Raw genomic sequence first — 19,031 nt, 5'->3', positions numbered from 1 at the left:
CCCTGACCCCACGCCCGGCCCTCCGCACCGAACGCAGCGCTCGGTCTCGAACGCCGTGCTCTACCAGCGCGTTCGGCACCGAACGCGGCGTTCGGTCGGGACAAAGGCCCGCCGGTGGCGGTCTGGAGGTCGCGGTCAGGGGGTGGTCGTCGGGGTGTCGACGGCGCCGCCGTAGCGGCGGTCGCGGGCGACGTACTCCTCGATCGCGGCCCAGAGGTCGCGCCGGTCGTAGTCGGGCCACAGCTGGTTCTGGAAGACCATCTCGGCATAGGCCGACTGCCACAGCAGGAAGTTGCTCGTGCGCTGCTCGCCGGACGAGCGCACGAAGAGGTCGACGTCGGGCATCGTCGGCTCGTCGAGGTAGCGCTTGATCGTCTTCTCGTCGACCGAGCCGGGACGAAGCCGACCGTCCTTGACGTCGTATGCGATCCGCTGCACGGCGTCGGCGATCTCGGCGCGGCCGCCGTAGTTGACGCAGAAGTAGAGGGTGAGCCCGGTGTTGTGCTGCGTCAGGTCCTGGGCGACCTCGAGCTCCTTGATGACCGAGCCCCACAGGCGCGGCGCGCGGCCGACCCAGCGCATCCGCACACCCCACTCGTGGAGCTGGTCGCGCCGCCGGCGGATGACGTCGCGGTTGAAGCCCATGAGGAAGCGGACCTCGTCCGGTGACCGCCGCCAGTTCTCCGTCGAGAAGGCGTATGCCGACAGGTGGGTCACGCCGATGTCGATGGCTCCCGCGACGACGTCGAGCAGCGACGCCTCCCCCGCCTCGTGGCCCTTGGTCCGCGGCAGGCCTCGCGCGTTGGCCCAGCGGCCGTTTCCGTCCATGACGATCGCGACGTGCTTGGGCAGCAGGTCGGCCGGGACGGCGGGCGCCGTCGCGCCGGACGGGTGCGGGAAGGGCTTGGCGTACATGGGTCTCCGGTCTGTCGTGATCGGGTTCGCTGCTGGCTCAGGCTCGTTGGGTCTCGTTCAGGCCCGTTCGACGAGGCGCAGCGACCGCAGCCCTCGCTCGATGTGCCACTGGAGGAAGGCGGAGACGAGGCCGTTGCCCTGCCTGCGGCACCGCTCGTCGCTCGCGTCGGCGACATCCCAGTCACCGGTCAGCAGGGACGCGAGCAGCTCGAAGGTCTCGGGAGCGGGGGCGCTCGAGCCGGGCGGACGGCATACGGAGCACACGGCCCCTCCGGCCTGCACGTTGAACGCCCGGTGCGGCCCCGGTGCGCCGCACTTCGCGCAGTCGACGAAGCTCGGTGCCCAGCCGGCGACGGCCAACGAGCGGAGCAGGTAGGCGTCGAGGACGAGACCGGGGTCGTGGGCGCGCTCGGCGAGCGAGCGCAGCGCGCCGGCGAGCAGGAGGTACTGCTGGGTCTGCGGCTCGTGCTCCTCGGTCAGCTGGAGCGCCGTCTCGAGCATCGACGTGGCGCAGGTGTAGGCGACGTAGTCGCGGGCGATCGCGTCGCCGTAGGGAGCGAGCGTCTCGACCTGGGTGACGGTGTCGAGGTTGCGGCCCTCGTAGCACTGGACGTCGACGACCATGCCGGGCTCGAGGCGCGAGCCGAAGCGGGACTTCGTGCGGCGCACCCCCTTGGCGACGGCGCGGACGCGGCCCCGGGTGCGGGTCAGCATCGTGATGATGCGGTCGGCCTCGCCCAGCTTGTGGGTGCGCAGGACGATCGCCTCGTCACGGTAGAGGGGCATGGGTCCATTCTCCCCCGCGCCGGGGCGTCGGTGGCACCGCACGCGCCGCTCTGTGTGAGGTCGACACGAAACACGTGCACCATTCGAACACTCGTTCGACCCTTGGGCTATCGTGGGGGGATGGACCTCTCTCTCCAGGGTTCCCTCCTCGACCTCACCGACGCGATGACGCTCCGCGACGTCGGCACCGGGACGACCCGCCACCACCTGGCCCACGGCGCGTGGGTCGACGTCCGTCCCGGCTGGCTCGCCGCCGGCGACGAGCTCTTCACGGCGCTGCTGCGCGACGTGCCGTGGCACGCCGAGCGACGCCAGATGTACGACTCGGTCGTCGACGTCCCCCGGCTGACGAAGTTCTACGCGGGCGACGAGACGCTGCCCCACCCGATGCTCGTCGAGGCCCGTGAGGCACTGAGCCGTCACTACGCCCCAGAGCTCGGCGAGCCGTTCGTCACCGCCGGGCTGTGCCTCTACCGCGACGGTCGCGACAGCGTCGCTTGGCACGGCGACCGCATCGGGCGCTCCCGTGACAGCGACACCATGATCGCGATCCTGTCGCTGGGGTCGGCGCGCACGCTCGCGCTCCGCCCGCGTGACGGCGGTCCCATCCCTGGGTCGACGGCAAAGAGCTTGCGCTATCCCCTGGGACATGGTGACCTCGTCGTGATGGGCGGCTCGTGCCAGCGGACGTGGGACCACGCGGTCCCGAAGACGTCCGAGCCGATGGGGCCGCGCATCTCCGTGCAGTTCCGCGTAGCCGGCGTCCGCTGACAGGAGAACCCGTATGCCGTCCAGCCGCTCAGGTGGCCCCCTTCCCTTCCTCGACCACCTCGCGGCCGACTCGGCCCGCTTCCGGGCGGCGCTGACGACGGCACCCGCGGACGTCCGCGTGCCGTCGTGTCCCGACTGGGACGCCGACGACCTGTTGTGGCACCTCGGCGAGGTGCAGTGGTTCTGGGGCGAGATCGCCGAGCGCGGCCTCACCGACCCGGCCGACCTCGACGCGATGAACGCGTCACGAGAGGAGCGGCCGAGCGACCGCGCCGGACTGCTTGCCTTCTTCGACCGCTCGAGCGAGCGGCTGCACCGCGTGCTCCGCGAGCTGCCCCCCGAGACACCGCTGTGGATGTGGGCCGACGACAAGACGGCCGGCTACATCCGCCGCCGGCAGGCCCACGAGGCGCTGGTCCACCGCCTCGACGCCGAGCTCACCGTGGGCGATCGCTCGCCGCTCGACTGCCGGCTCGCCGCCGACGGCATCGACGAGGCCCTGCGGATCATGCGCGGTCACGAGCCCGAGCCCGGCCTGACCCACGTGCCCGTCTCGGCGCCGGTGACGATCGCGACCGTCGACGCCATGCACACGTGGACCGTGACGCCGGTCCGCATCACCGGCACCTGGAACGGCGACGAGATCGACGTCCAGCGCTTCCTCGTCGCCGACGGCCCCGACGACTCCGCGACCGCCGAGATCTGCGGCTCGGCAGCCGACCTCGACTGCTGGCTGTGGAACCGCCCGCCCGAGGGCGAGATCACCCGCGAGGGTGACGCCGCCGCCCTGGCCGCGGTCGACGCCGTGCTCGACGACTCCATCGACTGACCTCGGCCGGCCACCCCGAGCGGCGCCCGCCGACCACGGCGCGACCGCGCCCTCCCGCCTGCCCGCCACACGGCATACGGTCGTGTCATCCCCTCCCGAAGGAGTCCCCATGTCTGACCTCGCCACCATCGGAGTGACCGGCCTCGCGGTCATGGGCAGCAACCTCGCCCGCAACCTCGCCCGCCACGGCCACACCGTCGCCGTCCACAACCGCAGCACCGCGAAGACGCGCGCGCTCGTCGACGAGCACGGCTCGGAGGGCACGTTCGTGCCATCGGAGTCGACGGCCGACTTCGTCGCGTCACTCGAGCGGCCGCGCCGGATCATCGTCATGGTCAAGGCCGGTGGTCCCACCGACGCCGTCATCGACGAGCTCGTGCCCCTGCTCGAGGAGGGCGACATCGTCGTCGACGGCGGCAACGCCCACTTCGAGGACACCCGCCGCCGGGAGAAGCGCCTGCGCGAGCACGGCCTCCACTTCGTCGGCACCGGCATCTCCGGAGGCGAGGTCGGCGCCCTCGAGGGTCCGTCGATCATGCCGGGCGGGTCGAAGGAGTCCTATGCCGCCCTGGGCCCGATCCTCGAGTCCATCGCCGCGCAGGTCGACGGCGAGGCGTGCTGCGCCTGGATGGGGCCCGACGGCGCCGGACACTTCGTCAAGATGGTGCACAACGGCATCGAGTACGCCGACATGCAGTTCATCGCAGAGGCCTACGACCTGCTCTCGGCGGCGGGGCTGACGGCCACCGAGTCGGCGGCCGTCTTCCGTGAGTGGAACTCCGGCGAGCTCGACTCGTTCCTCATCGAGATCACGGCCGACGTGCTCGACCAGGTCGACGCATCGACCGGCCGCCCCCTCGTCGAGGTCATCGTCGACGCCGCCGAGCAGAAGGGCACCGGTCGCTGGACCGTGCAGACCGCCCTGGAGCTCGGTGTGCCCGTCTCGACGATCGCCGAGTCCGTCTTCGCCCGCTCGGGCTCGGGTGACACCGACGTGCGTGGAGCGGCCCGCGGCGTGCTCGTCGGCCCCGACCGCACGGTGTCGGTCGAGGACCGCCAGCAGTTCGTCGACGACGTCCGTGACGCCCTGTGGTCGTCCAAGGTCGTCGCGTACGCCCAGGGCCTCGAGCAGATCCGCAAGGCCAGCGAGGAGTACGGCTGGGACGTCGACATCGCGACGGTCGCCCGCATCTGGCGCGGCGGCTGCATCATCCGTGCGCGCCTGCTCGCCCAGATCAGCGACGAGTACGCCGCCGGTCGGCTCGCGACGCTGCTCGTCGCCCCGAGCATCGCCTCGGGCCTCGCCGACCGGCAGGACGCGTGGCGACGGGTCGTCGCCCACGGCACCACCTCGGGTGTGCCCGTGCCCGGCTTCTCCAGCGCCCTCGGCTACTACGACACGGTGCGCGCCGAGCGCCTGCCGGCCGCCCTCGTGCAGGGCCTGCGCGACAACTTCGGGGCGCACACCTACGGCCGGGTCGACCGCGACGGCGCCTTCCACACGCTGTGGTCGGGCGACCGGAGCGAGGTCACCACGTCCTGATCGACCCGGCCCCGTCGGTGCCCGCGTCGGTGCCCGCGGCGGGCCGGCGGTGCACGTGAGTCACGGTGCCCGTCGCGGTCACCGCCTCACCGAGAGCGACGCCTGACGCGTGGGGAGCGAGCCGTGGACCATGGCCGCCAGCACCACGACGAGGGGGACGAAGGCGAAGAGGTAGCGCGATCGCCCCTGGAGCACCAACGTGAACGCCGCGATGCCGAGCACGGTCGCCGCGACGAGCAGGGTCTCGCGGCGGTACGGGGCGCGCAACAGACCGATCCCGGCCACGAGCAGCACGGCGAGCCACAACGCCTGGGTGAGGTCGGCCCGCGTCTGGTAGCCCGCCCCCTGGAACCCGTTGAGGTCGTGGACGATCCCGGTGACACCCGTCGCCGGCGCGAGCGTGCCGGGCAACGAGTCCGGCCCCTCGCCCCAGGCCCAGAACATGCCGTCGCCCCAGTTCCAGGCGGCCTTGCCCGCGTAGAAGGCGAGAGTGCCTCCGAGGCCGCGCTCGGCCCACCGGTCCGCGAGGACGCCCGCGGCATACGCCTTCATCTCGTCCTGGCTCCGGCCGGTCACGGCATCGACCATCTCGCGGGAGTACGCGCCGTAGTTGACCACTCCGTCAGCCGCGCGCTGCTCGTCGGCCCCCAGCGCGACCCACCAGGTGATCGGCGGCGAGACCGACATGTCGATGCGCGAGGAGTCCACCCCGGAGGCAGCGGTCGCCGCCGACGTCAGGCCCACACCCAGGGCGACGAAGGCGAGGGCGGAGGCCGCGCAGGCCGCGATGACTCCGGCCCGACGGGCGGGGAGGAGGTCGTGGTCGAAGATCGCGACGACCGCCGTCAGCACGGCCGCGATGGCGATGACGACCGGCGTGGTCTTGATGGAGTACGCGACCGAGACCGACACGATCGCGAGCAGCCACAGCACCACTCGTCCCGTACGAGCGCGCGGTGTCATCGCGCTGACCGCGAGCGCCACTCCCCCGACGACGAACGGCATCGCGTAGAAGTCGGTGTAGGGCACGGCCAGCCACGGACTCGTGCCGACGAGGACCAGCGTCGCGAGCTGCGCCACGAGGGAGGGCCCGCGGCCCGCCACGCGCACGACGAGGAGGTGCACGGCATACAGCGTCACGCCGACGCAGATCCCGTTGAGCGGGATCAGGACGGCGTCGGGCGCGAGCGAGAACGCTTGTCCGACAGCGACGCCCATGCGGTCGATGGCGAGCAGCGGCAGGTTGTTGGGATAGAGCGAGAGGTAGTCGTACTCCGCAGGGCCGAGCGGACGGCCGGCCTGCAGGCCTCGTGCCATGTCCATGATGACGCGCGCGTCCCACCCGTAGCGGTAGCGCGTCATGAGGCCGACCATCGTCGCAACGACGCCCCCACCGACCGCCACGACGACGGGCACCCAGCGCCGCTTGGCCCACCCGGGCACGCGGACGACCACGGCCAGCAGCAGGAACCCGAGGGTCGCGGGCACGACCACCAGCCAACGGTGCTCGACGTTGACGGGCCTGGGTGCCACGAGGCCGACGACCGCCACTGCGACGAGCGAGACCCCGGCCAGCCGAAGCAGCGCTCGACCGACCGGGGACTCCATGGCGCCAGACGCTACCCCACCGGGATGGACGGCAGATGAGGCGTCCGCCCGGACGTCTGGTCAGGCGTTCGGGACGGCGTCGCGCTCGGCGCGGTTGACGGCCGAGACGATGGCCTTGATGGACGCCGTGACGATCGACGGGTCGACCCCGACGCCCCAGAGCACCCGGTCGCCGACCGCGCACTCGACGTAGGCCGCGGCGCGGGCGTCGCCACCGGCCGACAGGGCGTGCTCGGCGTAGTCGAGCACGCGCACGTCCGGGGTGCCCTCGACCGTCGAGAGCGCGTCGACGAAGGCGGCGATCGGACCGTTGCCGGTGCCGGTGACCGTGAGCGACTCGCCGCCGTCACGGACGGTCGCCTCGATCGTGCTGGCGCCGTCGACGGTCGAGTCGGTGACGACGTTGGCGAGCTCGAAGCGGCCCCAGGCACGGCTCGGGTCGGGGAGGTACTCGTCCTGGAACTTCGCCCACAGGTCGGCGGGAGCGACCTCTCCCCCGTCCTGGTCGACGCCGCGCTGGACGACGCCCGAGAACTCGATCTGCAGCCGTCGCGGCAGGTCCATCTGGTGCTCGGTCTTCATGATGTAGGCGACGCCGCCCTTGCCGGACTGGCTGTTGACCCGGACGACGGCCTCGTAGGAACGGCCCAGGTCGTGCGGGTCGATGGGGAGGTAGGGGACGCCCCAGACGAGGTCGTCGATGCTCGTGCCCTGCTGCTTGGCCTCCGACGCCATGGCCTCGAAGCCCTTCTTGATGGCGTCCTGGTGCGAGCCGGAGAAGGCGGTGAAGACGAGGTCGCCGCCGTAGGGGTGCCGCTCGCCCACGGGCAGCTGGTTGCAGTACTCGACGGTGCGGCGTACCTCGTCGATGTCGCTGAAGTCGATCTGCGGGTCGATGCCCTGGCTGAAGAGGTTCATGCCGAGGGTGACGAGGCAGACGTTGCCGGTGCGTTCGCCGTTGCCGAAGAGGCAGCCCTCGATGCGGTCGGCCCCGGCGAGGTAGCCGAGCTCGGCCGCGGCCACACCGGTGCCGCGGTCGTTGTGCGGGTGCAGACTGACGACGATCGACTCGCGGCGCTCGAGGTGACGGACCATCCACTCGATCGAGTCGGCGTACACGTTGGGCGTGGCCATCTCGACGGTGGCCGGCAGGTTGACGATGATCTTGTGGTCGGGCGTCGGGTCGATGACGTCGACGACGGCGTTGCAGATGCGCATCGCGAAGTCGAGCTCGGTGCCGGTGTAGGACTCGGGCGAGTACTCGTAGTAGATCGTCGTGTCGGGGATCGTCTCCTCGAGCTTGCGGCAGAGGCGTGCCGCCTGGACGGCGATGTCGATGATGCCGTCCTGGTCGAGTCCGAAGACGACCTTGCGCTGCAGCGCCGACGTCGAGTTGTAGAAGTGGACGATGGCCTGCTTGCTGCCGCGGATCGCGTCGTAGGTGCGCTCGATGAGGTGGTCGCGGCACTGTGTCAGCACCTGGATCGTCACGTCGTCGGGGATGTGGCCGCCCTCGATGAGCTCGCGGCAGAAGTCGAAGTCGGTCTGGCTCGCCGACGGGAAGCCGACCTCGATCTCCTTGTAGCCCATCTTCACGAGCAGCTGGAACATCCGCAGCTTGCGCTCTGAGTTCATCGGGTCGATGAGGGCCTGGTTGCCGTCGCGCAGGTCGACGGCGCACCAGCGTGGTGCCTGCTCGATGCGCTTCGTCGGCCACGTGCGGTCCGGGAGCTCGAACGGGATCTGCTCGTGGAACGGGACGTACTTCTGGAACGGCATTCCCGACGTCTGCTGGGGGTGGATCATCGCGTCACTCTCTCGTCTGCGTTTCGCTCGGTGTCCGGCCGGACACGGGAAACTCCGCGACGAGGAGGGCCGGGGTCAGGCCTCGTCGCGGCAGAGAAGAAGGAGGCTCACCGCTCGCACCCGTTCACCGTATGCCGGTCGCTCCGTGCGCGTCCACCCCTCGGGACCGCTGCCCGCATCGTGAGACCTCGAAAGCTGCTCCGCTATCGGGAGCAGGATCCGAGTCCTGGACGACGTGCTGTTACGCACCCGCCTGTCGGACGCTGCTCCGCTTCGGGGAGCAGGATCCGAGCTGCTGGGCAGTCTCCGTCGGATGGTCAGGGAGTGGAGGGAGGCTCGGCGACTGGCTCGTCCCCGTGGGCGTCGGCGATCTGCTCCTCCGGACGCGGCGGCACCGTCTGGTCCTCCTCGAGGACCTCGAGCTCGTGGTCGTGCGCTGGCTGCTCGGACATGTCTGCCTCCTTGCCCGGAGTGTAGGGCGAGGCGCTGACCTCAGGCGCGCAGGCAGACCATGGGCGCGTTGCCGTCATGGTCCTCGAACTGCACGGAGATGACGCTGCCGATGTCCTCGACGTCCGAGGTGATCCTCACGTCGAGCGCCCGCAGGTGCTCGACCGTCGACGCCATGTCGTCGGTCCAGAGGAAGAACCGCGGTGGCCCGGACGCCAGGAAGTCTGGGCGGTTGGCGTCGAGTGCCAGCCAGGTCTCCCCGTCCGTCGGGATGTCGGAGATCGTGCCGTCGTGGGAGGCCACGTCGGGCTCGAAACCGAGCACGGCGGCATACCACCGGATGGCAGCGGCCGTGTCGCGGACCGAGACGAAGACCTGACCGACGCGGCGCTGGATGGGGCTGCTCGTCGCGGAAGGCTAGAGGACCGGGCCACGAACCAGAAACCCGTTGCGCCGCAGAGCAGGTCGACAGTCAGAAGCCGAGGCGCTGGAGCTGCTTGGGGTCGCGCTGCCAGTCCTTGGCCACCTTGACGTGGAGGTCGAGGTAGACCTTCTGCCCGAGGAGGGCCTCGATGCCCTTGCGGGCGTTGGTGCCGACCTCCCTCAGGCGTGAGCCGCCGCGCCCGATGACGATGGCCTTCTGGCTGGGCCGCTCGACGAAGACGTTGACGCGGACGTCGAGGAGGGGCTTGTCGTCGGGCCGGCCCTCGCGCTGCACCATCTCCTCGACGACCACCGCCAGCGAGTGGGGCAGCTCGTCGCGCACGCCCTCGAGGGCGGCCTCGCGCACGAGCTCGGCGATCATGATCATCTCCGGCTCGTCGGTGAGCACGCCGTCGGGGTAGAGCTGCGGCGAGCGCGGGAGGAACGACGCGAGGACGTCGCGCACCTCCTCGACCTGGCTGCCGGAGACGGCCGAGCACGGGATGATCGCGTCCCACTCCCCCAGCTGGTCGATGGCGATGAGGTGCTCGGCGAGACGCTCGCGGTCGACCGCGTCGGCCTTGGTCGCGATGGCGACGACGGGGCGGCGCCGGACCGAGCGCAGCTCGGTGAGCTCGTTGGCGATGAAGGTGTCGCCGGGGCCGATGCGCTGGTCGGCCGGCAGGCAGAAGCCGACGACGTCCACCTCGAGCAGGGTCTCGCGGACGAGGTCGTTGAGCCGTTGGCCGAGCAGCGTCCGCGGCTTGTGGAGACCGGGGGTGTCGACGAGGATCACCTGCGCGGTCGGCGTCGTCGCCACACCGCGGATGGTGTGCCGGGTCGTCTGCGGCTTGGAGCTCGTGATGGCGACCTTCTGGCCGACGAGCGCGTTGGTCAGCGTGGACTTGCCGGCGTTGGGCCGGCCCACGAGACAGGCGAAGCCCGCGCGGTAGTCGGCGGACCGCTCCGTGGGCGACGAGCCCGCACCGTCGGCGTGCGTCGGGTCAGCGTCCTGAGTGCCCATGGGCGTCCTCCGTCTCGGTGTGCGCGGCGTCGTCCTCCGGCACCGATGCCCGGTGCACGATGACCGACGCGACGCGGTGGCGGCGTCCGGCCATGCGTTCGGCCGTCAGCTCCAGCCCAGCGACCGTACCGGACGACCCGACGATCGGGACGCGTCCGATGACCTTGGTGAGGAGTCCACCGACGGTGTCGACGTCCTCCTCGTCGATCGTGACGTCGAAGAGCTCGGCGAGGTCGTCGATGTCCATGGACGCCGGGACACGCAGCGTGCCGTCCTCCAGCTGCTCGACGCCGGGAGCCTCGCGGTCGTGCTCGTCGGCGATCTCGCCGACGATCTCCTCGATGATGTCCTCGATCGTGATGAGACCTGCGGTGCCGCCGTACTCGTCGACGACGATCGCGAAGTGGTTCTGGTCGCGCTGCATCTCGCGCAGGAGGTCGTCGACGGGCTTGCTCTCGGGCACGAAGTGCATGGGCCGCATCACCTCGGTGGCCGGGTGACGACCGTCCTCGGGCGCGGCGTTGAGCCGGCGCGCGACGTCCTTGAAGTAGAGCAGGCCCCGCACGTCGTCGCTGTCCTCGCCGACGACGGGGATCCGCGAGAAGCCGGACCGCAGGAAGAGCGACATCGCGCTGCGCAGCGTCTTGTCGGCGTCGAGGACGACCATGTCGGTGCGCGGCACCATGACCGCGCGGGCGAGGGTGTCGCCGAGTTCGAAGACCGAGTGGATCATCTCGCGCTCGTCGGCCTCGATGACGTCGGAGTCACCGGCCATGTCGACGAGGTCGCGCAGCTCGGACTCGGTCTGGAAGGGCCCGTCGGTGTAGCCCTTGCCGGGCGTGACCGCGTTGCCGAGGACGACGAGCAGCTTGGCGACCGGGCCGAGGACCCGACGCAGCCCGACGGCGAAGGGCGCGCTCCACAGCGCGACGGTGTCGTAGTTCTGCCGGCCGAGCGTCCGCGGCGAGACGCCGACGACGACGAACGACACGACCGCCATGATCGCGATGCTGATGAGGGCGCGGCTCCACGTCGACTCGACCTGGCCGGCGACAGCCAGCGTGACGAGGACCGCCGCGGTGGCCTCGGCGACGACGCGCAGGAACGCGATGACCGAGAGGTATGCCGGTGAGTCGCCGACCACGGTCATGAGCGACTTCGCGCCTGACCGTCCTTCGTCGAACAGCTCCTGGGCGCGCACGCGTGACATGCGGAAGATGGCGGCCTCGGCGGCAGACAGCACGAACGCCACGACGATGCTGATGAGGGCCGGGAGGGCGAACTGCGGGAGCATCTCGGTCTCTCGTCCGCGGTCAGGCGCTCGGGCGGTTGCGGGTGGCGAGGAAGGTCAGCAGCAGCTGGCGTTGCAGCTCGAACATCTCGCGTTCCTCGTCCGGCTCGGCGTGGTCGTAGCCGAGCAGGTGCAGGATGCCGTGCGTCGTGAGCAGCAGCATCTCCTCCATCGGCGCGTGGCCGGCCTCGAGGGCCTGCTTCGTCGCCACGGACGGGCAGAGCACGATGTCGCCGAGGGTGCCCTCCTCGGGCTCCTGGCCCTCACGCCCGGGTCGCAGCTCGTCCATCGGGAAGCTCATGACGTCGGTGGGCCCGGGCAGGTCCATCCACTGCACGTGGAGGACCTCCATCGCGTCCTCGTCGACGAGCTTGATGCAGAGGTCGGCCTGCGCGTGCACGCGCATCTGACCCATGACGTAGGCCGCGCACGCCAGCAGCTCGAGCTCGTCGACGTCGTGGTCGGTCTCGTTGAGGACGTCGATGCTCACGCGCCGGCCTCCGTGACGTCACGGCGTCCGCCGTCGTCGTCGCGGCGCTCGTCACGGTGGTCGCCTCCGCGGTCTCCACCGCGGTCTCCTGCGCGGTCTCCACCACGGTCTCCTCCGCGGTCGACGGCCCGGTCCGGACCCGGCCGCGACCCGCGGCGGTCGCCGTGGTCGCGGTGGTCGCGGTGGTCGGCACGCGCCCCGCTCGTGCGGGCGCGTCGCTCGGCGCGCACCTCGTCGCGCTCGTAGGCGTCCACGATGGCGCTGACGAGGCGGTGGCGCACGACGTCGTGCGACGTGAGCTCGGCGAAGTGGACGTCCTCGACACCCTCGAGGATGTCGCGGACGACGCGCAGCCCGGAGCGGGTGCCACCGGGGAGGTCGACCTGGGTGATGTCACCCGTGACGACCATCTTCGAGCCGAAGCCGAGACGCGTCAGGAACATCTTCATCTGCTCGCTCGAGGTGTTCTGGGCCTCGTCGAGGATGATGAACGCGTCGTTGAGCGTGCGGCCACGCATGTAGGCGAGCGGGGCGACCTCGATCGTGCCGGACGCCATGAGCCGCGGGATCGTCTCGGGCGAGACCATGTCGTGGAGGGCGTCGTAGAGCGGGCGCAGGTAGGGGTCGATCTTGTCGTTGAGCGTGCCGGGCAGGAAGCCGAGACGCTCGCCGGCCTCGACCGCGGGGCGGGTCAGGATGATGCGGTTGACCTGCTTGGCCTGCAGCGCCGCGACGGCCTTGGCCATCGCGAGGTAGGTCTTGCCGGTGCCGGCCGGACCGATCCCGAAGACCACCGTGTGCTCGTCGATCGCGTCGACGTAGCGCTTCTGGTTCAGCGTCTTCGGCCGGATCGTGCGGCCGCGGCTGCTGACGATGTTCATCGTCAGCACGTCGGCCGGGCGCTCGGAGGTCTGCCCGCGCAGCATCGAGATCGAGCGCTCGACCGCGTCACGGTTGAGCGGCTGACCGGTGGAGACGATGGTCAGCAGCTCGTCGAGGAGCGTGTCGATGATGTCGAGCTCACCCGCCGGGCCGGAGAAGGTCATCTCGTTGCCGCGCACGTGCGTGTCGACGAGGGGGAACTGGCGCTCCATGGTGCGCAGCAGCTCGTCCCGGGGTCCGAGAAGCGTCACCATCTCGATCGGCGGCGGGATCTGCCGGGTCAGCACCGGCGTGTCACCGCCGCTCCCGGCGCCCGTGGGGAGCTGGGTGCCGTCAGGGCCGTCGGTCTGGGAAGGTCGAGGTTGCGCGTCATTCATCGTGGTCACGAGTCTACGTGTCGCGGCCCGAGCTCCTCACCACGAATTCCGCCAGGTCCTTGCTCTGCTGGAGGCGCGACGGCTCGTGCACGTACATCATGTGCCCGGCCTCGTAGTAGGCGTGCTCGATGTTCGCGAGCAGGTCCGCCGGCAGCTGCAGGTGGGCCACGACGTCCTCGGCGGCGAAGTGCGGGGTCGCACCGTCGTAGTAGCCGTAGGCGATGTGGACCCTGAGGTGCGGGTTCTGGCGCATCGCCCTCTCGAGCTTCGGCGAGACGTCGACGGGCCGTCCCTCGAAGTCCTTGAACGACCAGGGGTGGACGAGACGCGAGATCTGCTCGTAGTGCAGGTCGCTGCCGTAGCCGAGCTCGTCGCGGACGTAGTGGTTCCAGGCCGCGGCGTAGGGACCGGTGATGGCGTCGTGCGACGGGTCGGCATCCATGTTCTCGGCGATGGCCGCCGCGGCAGGCCCGGTGAAACGCGCGTCGAGACGGCCCACCGAGAGGCGCTCGTCGCGCAGCAGCTCGGTGAAGTAGCGCCAGTGCTCGATGCGCAGGTCGGCGCGGTCGATGTAGTCCTCGGTCAGGCCGGAGAGCCGGGCCAGCGTCGACACCGCCTCCGCCCGCTCTCCCTTCGTGAGCCGGTGGCCGCGGGAGAGCACCCACGGGTAGACGCGGACGGCATACGCCTCGGCCTCGTCGAGGACGGACCGCAGCGAGCGGCGACCGTGCTTGCCGTGGAAGTGGGCCACGGCGGCATACGTCGGCAGGTAGAGCGCGTGCGCGCGGTCGTTGCGCTGGTTCTCGAAGTCGACCGAGCTGAGGTCGAGGACGCTGCTGATGAGGACGAGCCCGTTGAGGTACATCCCGTAGCGGGACTGGAGGTGCTCGGCCAGGGCGGCCCCCCGCAGCGTCCCGTACGACTCGCCGGCGACGAACTTCGGTGACATCCAGCGACCGTTGCGCGAGGTCCAGAGCCGGATCAGCTCGCCGACGGACTCGATGTCCTTCTGGTAGCCGTGGTAGTCCCCCGGCTTGCCACCCTCGACGGCCCGCGAGTAGCCGGTCGACATGGGGTCGATGAAGACGAGGTCGCTGACCGCGAGCAGCGACTCGGGGTTGTCGACGAGGTCGTACGGGGGCGGCTGGAGGGCGCCCACGTCGCCGCTCAGGACGCGGCGTGGCCCGAGCAGGCCGAGGTGCAGCCAGACGCTCGAGCTGCCCGGCCCCCCGTTGAAGGCGAAGGTGACGGGTCGGGTCCGGGCGTCGGCGTCGTCGAGGACGTAGCTCGTCATCGACAGCTCCGCCCGAGCCTTGTGCCCGCCGAACGTGCCGTCCTTGTGCTCCTCCTCGCGGAGCACGACCCGTCCGGTCGTCGCGGTGTAGCGGAGCCTGCGACGGCCGACCTTGAGGGTGTGGTGCGTGGTCACGAGGTCGTCGACCGGCTCGACGGGCTTCGCCTCGGGCTCGGCAGGCTTCGCGTCGACGTCCGCCGATCCCTTTGCCTCAGAGGGCTTTTCGTCGACCGTGGCGCTCTCGTCGCTCACACCATCCTCCCCTCGGTGAAAGCGGCGCCCGCGAGCAGGTGCACGTGCGCGTGGAAGACGGTCTGGCCGGCGCCGCTCCCGGTGTTGACGATCATCCGGTGGGCGTCGGCGACTCCCTCCTGCTCGGCGACATGGGCCGCGAGCCGGAAGACGTCGGCGAGGTCGTCACCGGCGGCGGCCGCCAGTGCTCCCACGGTGGGCTCGTGACGCTTCGGCACGACGAGGACGTGGATCGGGGCGGCCGGGCTGATGTCGCGGAAGGCGATCGAGCGCTCGCTCTCGGCGACGCGGTCGGACGGGATGTCGCCCGCGACGATCTTGCAGAAGAGGCAGTCGCTGGGGGTCTGCGAGGTCATGACTGCACCCTAGGCATGTCAACCTCGGCGTGCACGTGCGCGTCCTGTGTCCGTGAGAACGTTGGGTATGCCGGCCGGCCAGCTCAGCGACCCCGGGGCCTCTGGGGCCGCTGACCGTCCCGCCGCGAGCCCCACCGGCGTCCCGGCGTCCGGAGCGTCCGACGCTTCCAGAGCGTCCGACGCTCCCGGCGAGCTGCCGAGCGACCCCGACGTCGCCATCGCCGAGCTCTACCACGCGCACTGGCACCGCCTCGTCCGCCTCGCGTGGCTGCTGCTGCGCGACCAGCTCGCCGCAGAGGACGTCGTCCAGGACGCCTTCGTCGCCACGCACCGCAGCTGGTCGGCCATCCGGGACGGCGGCCGGGTCGTCGGCTACCTCCAGACCGCCGTCGTCAACGGGTGCCGCTCGGTGCAGCGCCACAACGTCGTCGTCGACCGCCAGAACCTGCGCGACGCCGCCGCGGCCGACGCCCCCGGGCGCGGCAGCCACGGCAGCGCGGAGACCCACGTCCTCCACTCGGCCGACCGCGACGCCGTGCTGGACGCCCTGCGCACCTTGCCCTCGCGCCAGCGAGAGGTGCTGGTCCTGCGCTACTACTCCGACCTCTCCGAGGCCCAGATCGCCCATGCCCTCGAGATCTCCCCCGGCGCCGTGAAGACCCACGCCCACCGCGGCCTGACGGCCCTGCGCCGCACCATCGAACCCCTGGAGCTGTCATGAACACCGAGCCGACGCGACCGGGCGACACGCCCGCCGAGGAGCCGACCCTCATCGGCGCCGGCCTGCGCCCCGTCGAGGACCGGCTGCGTCGTTCCCTCGACGCCGAGGCACGCTCCATCAGCCCCACCGACCGTCTCGGCGCGATCCTCGCGGAGGCGCACGAGGCGGACACCGTGCGCCAGGGCCCCGGGACCAGGCACCACCGCTGGCTCGTCCCGGCGGCCGCGGCCGCCGCAGCCGTCCTCGTCGCCGGCACCGTGTGGGCGGTGAACCGCCCGGCGAGCCCGACACCTCCCGTCGCGGGCACGCCCACCGCCGTGGCGACGTCCACCCCCAGCGCCTCCTCAGGCGCCCCGTCCGGGGCTCCGTCGAGTGTCCCGACGAAGACCGCCCAGGGACCGAGCACCCCGGCGACCACCGCCGTTCCGCCTCCGGCCACGGCCCCGGCGACGGTGCCCGTCTACTACCTCGGCCCCGTCGTGGCCGGGGGTGACCAGCTGCGCCTCTTCCGTGAGTTCGTCGCCGCCCGCGTCCCGGCACCGACGACGGCTGAGGGCAAGGCGCTGGCCGCTCTCCGGCTCGCGACCGGCGCTCCGCCCGCGGGCTCCGCCTACTCGTCGGCCTGGTCCGGGGTGACCGTGGAGTCGGTGGCCGTCGGCCCCGACGCCATCACCGTCCGGCTGTCGTCCGGCACGACAAGCACCGACGCCCTCGCGGCGGAGCAGCTCGGCTGGACCGCGCAGGCCGCGGCAGGCACGGCGCTGCCGGTCCGCTTCGAGCTCGCCGACGGAGGGACCGAGGTCTCGCCGGGCCACCCGGTCTCGTCGTCCTTCACCAGGCCCACCTCCCCGATGGCGGTGCTCGACCAGGTCGCACCCGTCTGGGTGGACGAGCCGGCACGCGGCTCGTCCGTCCGGGCCGGGTCCCCGCTCACGGTCAAGGGCGTCGCGAGCACGTTCGAGGCCAACGTCGAGTGGGAGCTGCTCCGCGACGGTAGGCGTGTCGACCACGGCTTCACCACGGCCTCGGCAGGCGCCCCGGCGCGCGGTGCCTACCGGTTCACGACGACGTCGTCGCTCGAGCCCGGCGCCTACGTCGTCCGCGTCTTCGCGAGCAGCGCCAAGGACGGCTCGACCGTCGCCGAGCAGCTCGTCCCCGTCACGGCCCGCTGACCCGCCGCTCCCACCCGTTCGAGGTGATCGCGGCACCCACCCCCGTGTCGAGATCACCTCGAACCAGGGAAGGGCCTCGGCCGGTCGGGGTATGCCGTCAGGTCCAGCGAGCGCGCGCGCTGAGGACCGCGAGGGCAGCGGGACCGGCGGACGACGCGCGCAGGATCGTCGACCCGAGCCGGACCGGACGCGCCCCGGCAGCCGTCAGCGCCTCGATCTCGCGGTCGGTGATGCCGCCCTCGGGACCGACGACCACGAGCACGTCACCGGACGCGGGCAGGTCGACGGACGCGAGCAGCTCGGTCGCGTCCTCGTGGAGCACGAGCGTCAGGGCCGACTCCGCGACTCGAGCCACGAGCGGGGCGAGCCCGACCGCGGCGGACGTCAGCGGCAGACGCGACCGGCGTGACTGCTTGGTCGCCCGGGCCACGACCGCAGCCCACTTGGCGAGCGACTTGGCGGCCCGGTCGCCGCGCCAGACGACGACGGAGCGCTCGGCCTGCCAGGGCACGACCTCGTCGACACCGAGCTCGGTCGCGGCCTCGACGGCCTGCTCGTCGCGGTCACCCTTGGCGAGGGCCTGGACGAGGACGAGCCGAGGCGCGGGCTCGGGCTCGTCGACGACGTCGAGCACCCGTCCGCGCACCCACGCCCGGTCGACGTCGGTGGCCTCGAGCAGCAGGCGGCGACCCGCACCGTCGGCGATGTAGTAGCGCTCGCCGGGGCGGATGCGCACGACGGCCGCGGCGTGGCGGCCCTCGTCACCCTCGAGCAGCAGCGAAGACCCGGCGACGGCCTCGGCGACCGCGGACGGCTCGCCGAGGAAGAGCTGGTGGGTCACCGGGCGCTCACGTGCGGCTCACTTCTCCTTGAAGGCGTCGCGCAGCTTGCCGAAGAGGCCCTTGTTGGCCGGCGTCAGCCGACCCTCGTGGCGCTCCTCGCCGCGCAGGGTCGCGAACTGGTGCAGCAGCTCGCGCTGCTCCTCCGTCAGGCGCGTCGGCGTCTGCACCGTGGCGTGCACGAGCAGGTCGCCACGCCCGCCGTGCCGTAGGTGGGTCACGCCGAGACCGCGCAGGGTGAGCACGTCGCCGCTCTGGGTGCCGGGCTTGATGTCGAGGTCCTGCATGCCGTCGAACGTCGAGAGCTTGAAGCTCGTCCCGAGAGCGGCTGCCGCCATGGGCAGCTCGACGTTGCAGTGCAGGTCGTCGCCGCGGCGGGTGTAGGTCTCGTGGTTGACGACGCGGATCTCGACGTAGAGGTCGGCCTTGGGTCCGTTGCCGGGCCCGACCTCGCCCTCGCCGGTCAGCTGGATGCGGGTGCCGGTGTCGACACCGGCGGGCACCTTGAGCTTGAGCGAGCGGCGGGTGCGCACGCGGCCGTCACCCGAGCAGTCGTGGCACGGGTCGGTGAGCGTCGAGCCGTAGCCCTGGCAGTTGACGCACGGGCGCGAGGTCATGACCTGGCCGAGGAAGCTGCGCTGGATCTGCTGCACCTCACCGGCGCCCTTGCAGATCGGGCAGGTCTGGCGACCGGTGCCGGGCTCGGCGCCGTCGCCGTCGCAGCGCTTGCAGCCGACGGCGGTGTCGAGCGTCAGCTCCTCCTCGGAGCCGAAGACGGCCTTCGAGAGGTCGATGTCCAGACGCACGAGGGCGTCCTGGCCGCGCTGCACGCGCGCCCGCGGACCTCGCGTGCCGGCCTGGGCGCCCGCGCCGAAGAAGGCGTCCATGACGTCGCTGAACGAGAAGCCCTGTCCCGCACCGAATCCGGCACCGCCGCCCGACGCGAACGGGTCGGCGCCCATGTCGAAGGACTGGCGCTTCTGCGGGTCGGAGAGCACGTCGTAGGCCTGCGACACCCGCTTGAACTCCTCCTCGGCCTCGGCGCCGGAGTTCACGTCCGGGTGCAGCTTGCGGGCGAGCCGACGGTAGGCCTTCTTGATCTCCTCCTGGCTCGCGTCGCGCGAGACCCCGAGGACGGCGTAGTAGTCGTTCAAGCTGAGATTCCTTCGGTACGTGGTGCTTTCGGTTCCGGCGCGGCGCTG

Annotated in this window: 19 protein-coding genes; 5 read left to right on the top strand and 14 right to left on the bottom strand. The window is 71.4% G+C overall.

Features of this window, described 5'->3' with window-relative positions; genetic code table 11:
- Positions 1 to 135: 135 nt before the first annotated feature.
- A complete protein-coding gene (locus ASG96_RS10830) occupies positions 136 to 915 on the bottom strand; it encodes an isoprenyl transferase (RefSeq protein ID WP_057587927.1) in 780 nt (259 codons plus the stop codon).
- Between the two features lie 57 nt (positions 916 to 972).
- Positions 973 to 1,701, bottom strand: a complete 729-nt coding sequence (gene recO / locus ASG96_RS10825; RefSeq protein WP_056758612.1) for a DNA repair protein RecO — start codon at positions 1,699 to 1,701, stop codon at positions 973 to 975.
- 120 nt (positions 1,702 to 1,821) lie between these two features.
- On the opposite strand from recO, the gene ASG96_RS10820 reads away from it, so the two are divergent.
- From ASG96_RS10820 to gndA, 3 genes are all read left to right on the top strand, one after another.
- Positions 1,822 to 2,472, top strand: a complete 651-nt coding sequence (locus ASG96_RS10820; protein WP_056758615.1) for an alpha-ketoglutarate-dependent dioxygenase AlkB — start codon at positions 1,822 to 1,824, stop codon at positions 2,470 to 2,472.
- 13 nt (positions 2,473 to 2,485) lie between these two features.
- Complete coding sequence (locus ASG96_RS10815) at positions 2,486 to 3,301, top strand: maleylpyruvate isomerase family mycothiol-dependent enzyme (RefSeq protein ID WP_056758619.1); 816 nt, start codon at positions 2,486 to 2,488, stop codon at positions 3,299 to 3,301.
- Between the two features lie 109 nt (positions 3,302 to 3,410).
- Positions 3,411 to 4,844 (top strand): NADP-dependent phosphogluconate dehydrogenase, encoded by a 1,434-nt coding sequence (gene gndA / locus ASG96_RS10810; RefSeq protein ID WP_057587926.1) that lies wholly within the window; start codon positions 3,411 to 3,413, stop codon positions 4,842 to 4,844.
- Between the two features lie 78 nt (positions 4,845 to 4,922).
- On the opposite strand, the gene ASG96_RS10805 is transcribed toward gndA, so the two are convergent.
- The 10 genes from ASG96_RS10805 to ASG96_RS10765 all read right to left on the bottom strand — a co-directional run bounded on the left by ASG96_RS10805 (position 4,923) and on the right by ASG96_RS10765 (position 15,097).
- The gene (locus ASG96_RS10805) at positions 4,923 to 6,452 is read right to left on the bottom strand and encodes a hypothetical protein (RefSeq protein WP_057587925.1); all 1,530 of its coding nucleotides are present in this window, start codon (positions 6,450 to 6,452) and stop codon (positions 4,923 to 4,925) included.
- 60 nt (positions 6,453 to 6,512) lie between these two features.
- Entirely contained in the window at positions 6,513 to 8,258 is a 1,746-nt protein-coding gene (leuA, locus tag ASG96_RS10800) for a 2-isopropylmalate synthase (protein ID WP_057587924.1), read from the bottom strand.
- A gap of 317 nt (positions 8,259 to 8,575) precedes the next feature.
- Positions 8,576 to 8,710: a hypothetical protein gene (locus tag ASG96_RS24475; RefSeq protein WP_255358580.1), complete on the bottom strand. Its 135-nt coding sequence runs from the start codon at positions 8,708 to 8,710 to the stop codon at positions 8,576 to 8,578.
- Between the two features lie 40 nt (positions 8,711 to 8,750).
- On the bottom strand, positions 8,751 to 9,104 hold the full coding sequence (locus tag ASG96_RS10795; protein WP_057587923.1) for a VOC family protein: 354 nt from the start codon (positions 9,102 to 9,104) through the stop codon (positions 8,751 to 8,753).
- Between the two features lie 76 nt (positions 9,105 to 9,180).
- Positions 9,181 to 10,155 (bottom strand): GTPase Era, encoded by a 975-nt coding sequence (gene era, locus ASG96_RS10790; RefSeq protein ID WP_057587922.1) that lies wholly within the window; start codon positions 10,153 to 10,155, stop codon positions 9,181 to 9,183.
- On the bottom strand, positions 10,136 to 11,449 hold the full coding sequence (locus ASG96_RS10785; protein WP_056758637.1) for a hemolysin family protein: 1,314 nt from the start codon (positions 11,447 to 11,449) through the stop codon (positions 10,136 to 10,138). Before ASG96_RS10785 ends, era begins: the two co-directional genes overlap by 20 nt.
- Positions 11,450 to 11,468: 19 nt before the next feature.
- Entirely contained in the window at positions 11,469 to 11,936 is a 468-nt protein-coding gene (ybeY, locus tag ASG96_RS10780; RefSeq protein ID WP_056758639.1) for an rRNA maturation RNase YbeY, read from the bottom strand.
- Positions 11,933 to 13,072 (bottom strand): PhoH family protein, encoded by a 1,140-nt coding sequence (locus tag ASG96_RS10775; RefSeq protein ID WP_235509168.1) that lies wholly within the window; start codon positions 13,070 to 13,072, stop codon positions 11,933 to 11,935. Before ASG96_RS10775 ends, ybeY begins: the two co-directional genes overlap by 4 nt.
- Positions 13,073 to 13,208: 136 nt before the next feature.
- The gene (locus tag ASG96_RS10770) at positions 13,209 to 14,741 is read right to left on the bottom strand and encodes a S10 family peptidase (protein ID WP_057587921.1); all 1,533 of its coding nucleotides are present in this window, start codon (positions 14,739 to 14,741) and stop codon (positions 13,209 to 13,211) included.
- Complete coding sequence (locus tag ASG96_RS10765) at positions 14,738 to 15,097, bottom strand: HIT domain-containing protein (protein WP_056758646.1); 360 nt, start codon at positions 15,095 to 15,097, stop codon at positions 14,738 to 14,740. Before ASG96_RS10765 ends, ASG96_RS10770 begins: the two co-directional genes overlap by 4 nt.
- Before the next feature lie 67 nt (positions 15,098 to 15,164).
- Here ASG96_RS10765 and ASG96_RS10760 point away from each other — a divergent pair, with 67 nt between their 5' ends.
- Entirely contained in the window at positions 15,165 to 15,818 is a 654-nt protein-coding gene (locus tag ASG96_RS10760; protein ID WP_235509137.1) for an RNA polymerase sigma factor, read from the top strand.
- The gene (locus ASG96_RS10755; protein WP_057587920.1) at positions 15,815 to 16,990 is read left to right on the top strand and encodes a Gmad2 immunoglobulin-like domain-containing protein; all 1,176 of its coding nucleotides are present in this window, start codon (positions 15,815 to 15,817) and stop codon (positions 16,988 to 16,990) included. The genes ASG96_RS10760 and ASG96_RS10755 overlap by 4 nt, the downstream gene beginning before the upstream one ends.
- Before the next feature lie 97 nt (positions 16,991 to 17,087).
- On the opposite strand, the gene ASG96_RS10750 is transcribed toward ASG96_RS10755, so the two are convergent.
- The gene (locus tag ASG96_RS10750; RefSeq protein ID WP_057587919.1) at positions 17,088 to 17,831 is read right to left on the bottom strand and encodes a 16S rRNA (uracil(1498)-N(3))-methyltransferase; all 744 of its coding nucleotides are present in this window, start codon (positions 17,829 to 17,831) and stop codon (positions 17,088 to 17,090) included.
- An 18-nt stretch (positions 17,832 to 17,849) separates the two neighbouring features.
- Positions 17,850 to 18,983: a molecular chaperone DnaJ gene (gene dnaJ, locus ASG96_RS10745; protein ID WP_056758655.1), complete on the bottom strand. Its 1,134-nt coding sequence runs from the start codon at positions 18,981 to 18,983 to the stop codon at positions 17,850 to 17,852.
- Positions 18,984 to 19,031 lie beyond the last annotated feature (48 nt).

The organism is Terrabacter sp. Soil810, from assembly GCF_001429645.1.
Classification (GTDB): domain Bacteria; phylum Actinomycetota; class Actinomycetes; order Actinomycetales; family Dermatophilaceae; genus Terrabacter.
The sequence above is the reverse complement of the archived record's forward strand: the minus strand, read 5'-3'. Positions and strand labels throughout refer to the sequence as shown.

Bases quoted from the DNA above. Each gene is read 5' to 3' on its own strand.
- ASG96_RS10830 (WP_057587927.1), bottom strand. From the start codon at position 915: ATGTACGCCAAGCCCTTCCCGCACCCGTCCGGCGCGACGGCGCCCGCC.
- recO (WP_056758612.1), bottom strand. From the start codon at position 1,701: ATGCCCCTCTACCGTGACGAGGCGATCGTCCTGCGCACCCACAAGCTG.
- ASG96_RS10820 (WP_056758615.1), top strand. From the start codon at position 1,822: ATGGACCTCTCTCTCCAGGGTTCCCTCCTCGACCTCACCGACGCGATG.
- ASG96_RS10815 (WP_056758619.1), top strand. From the start codon at position 2,486: ATGCCGTCCAGCCGCTCAGGTGGCCCCCTTCCCTTCCTCGACCACCTC.
- gndA (WP_057587926.1), top strand. From the start codon at position 3,411: ATGTCTGACCTCGCCACCATCGGAGTGACCGGCCTCGCGGTCATGGGC.
- ASG96_RS10805 (WP_057587925.1), bottom strand. From the start codon at position 6,452: ATGGAGTCCCCGGTCGGTCGAGCGCTGCTTCGGCTGGCCGGGGTCTCG.
- leuA (WP_057587924.1), bottom strand. From the start codon at position 8,258: ATGATCCACCCCCAGCAGACGTCGGGAATGCCGTTCCAGAAGTACGTC.
- ASG96_RS24475 (WP_255358580.1), bottom strand. From the start codon at position 8,710: ATGTCCGAGCAGCCAGCGCACGACCACGAGCTCGAGGTCCTCGAGGAG.
- era (WP_057587922.1), bottom strand. From the start codon at position 10,155: ATGGGCACTCAGGACGCTGACCCGACGCACGCCGACGGTGCGGGCTCG.
- ASG96_RS10785 (WP_056758637.1), bottom strand. From the start codon at position 11,449: ATGCTCCCGCAGTTCGCCCTCCCGGCCCTCATCAGCATCGTCGTGGCG.
- ASG96_RS10775 (WP_235509168.1), bottom strand. From the start codon at position 13,072: ATGGTGACGCTTCTCGGACCCCGGGACGAGCTGCTGCGCACCATGGAG.
- ASG96_RS10765 (WP_056758646.1), bottom strand. From the start codon at position 15,097: ATGACCTCGCAGACCCCCAGCGACTGCCTCTTCTGCAAGATCGTCGCG.
- ASG96_RS10760 (WP_235509137.1), top strand. From the start codon at position 15,165: ATGCCGGCCGGCCAGCTCAGCGACCCCGGGGCCTCTGGGGCCGCTGAC.
- ASG96_RS10755 (WP_057587920.1), top strand. From the start codon at position 15,815: ATGAACACCGAGCCGACGCGACCGGGCGACACGCCCGCCGAGGAGCCG.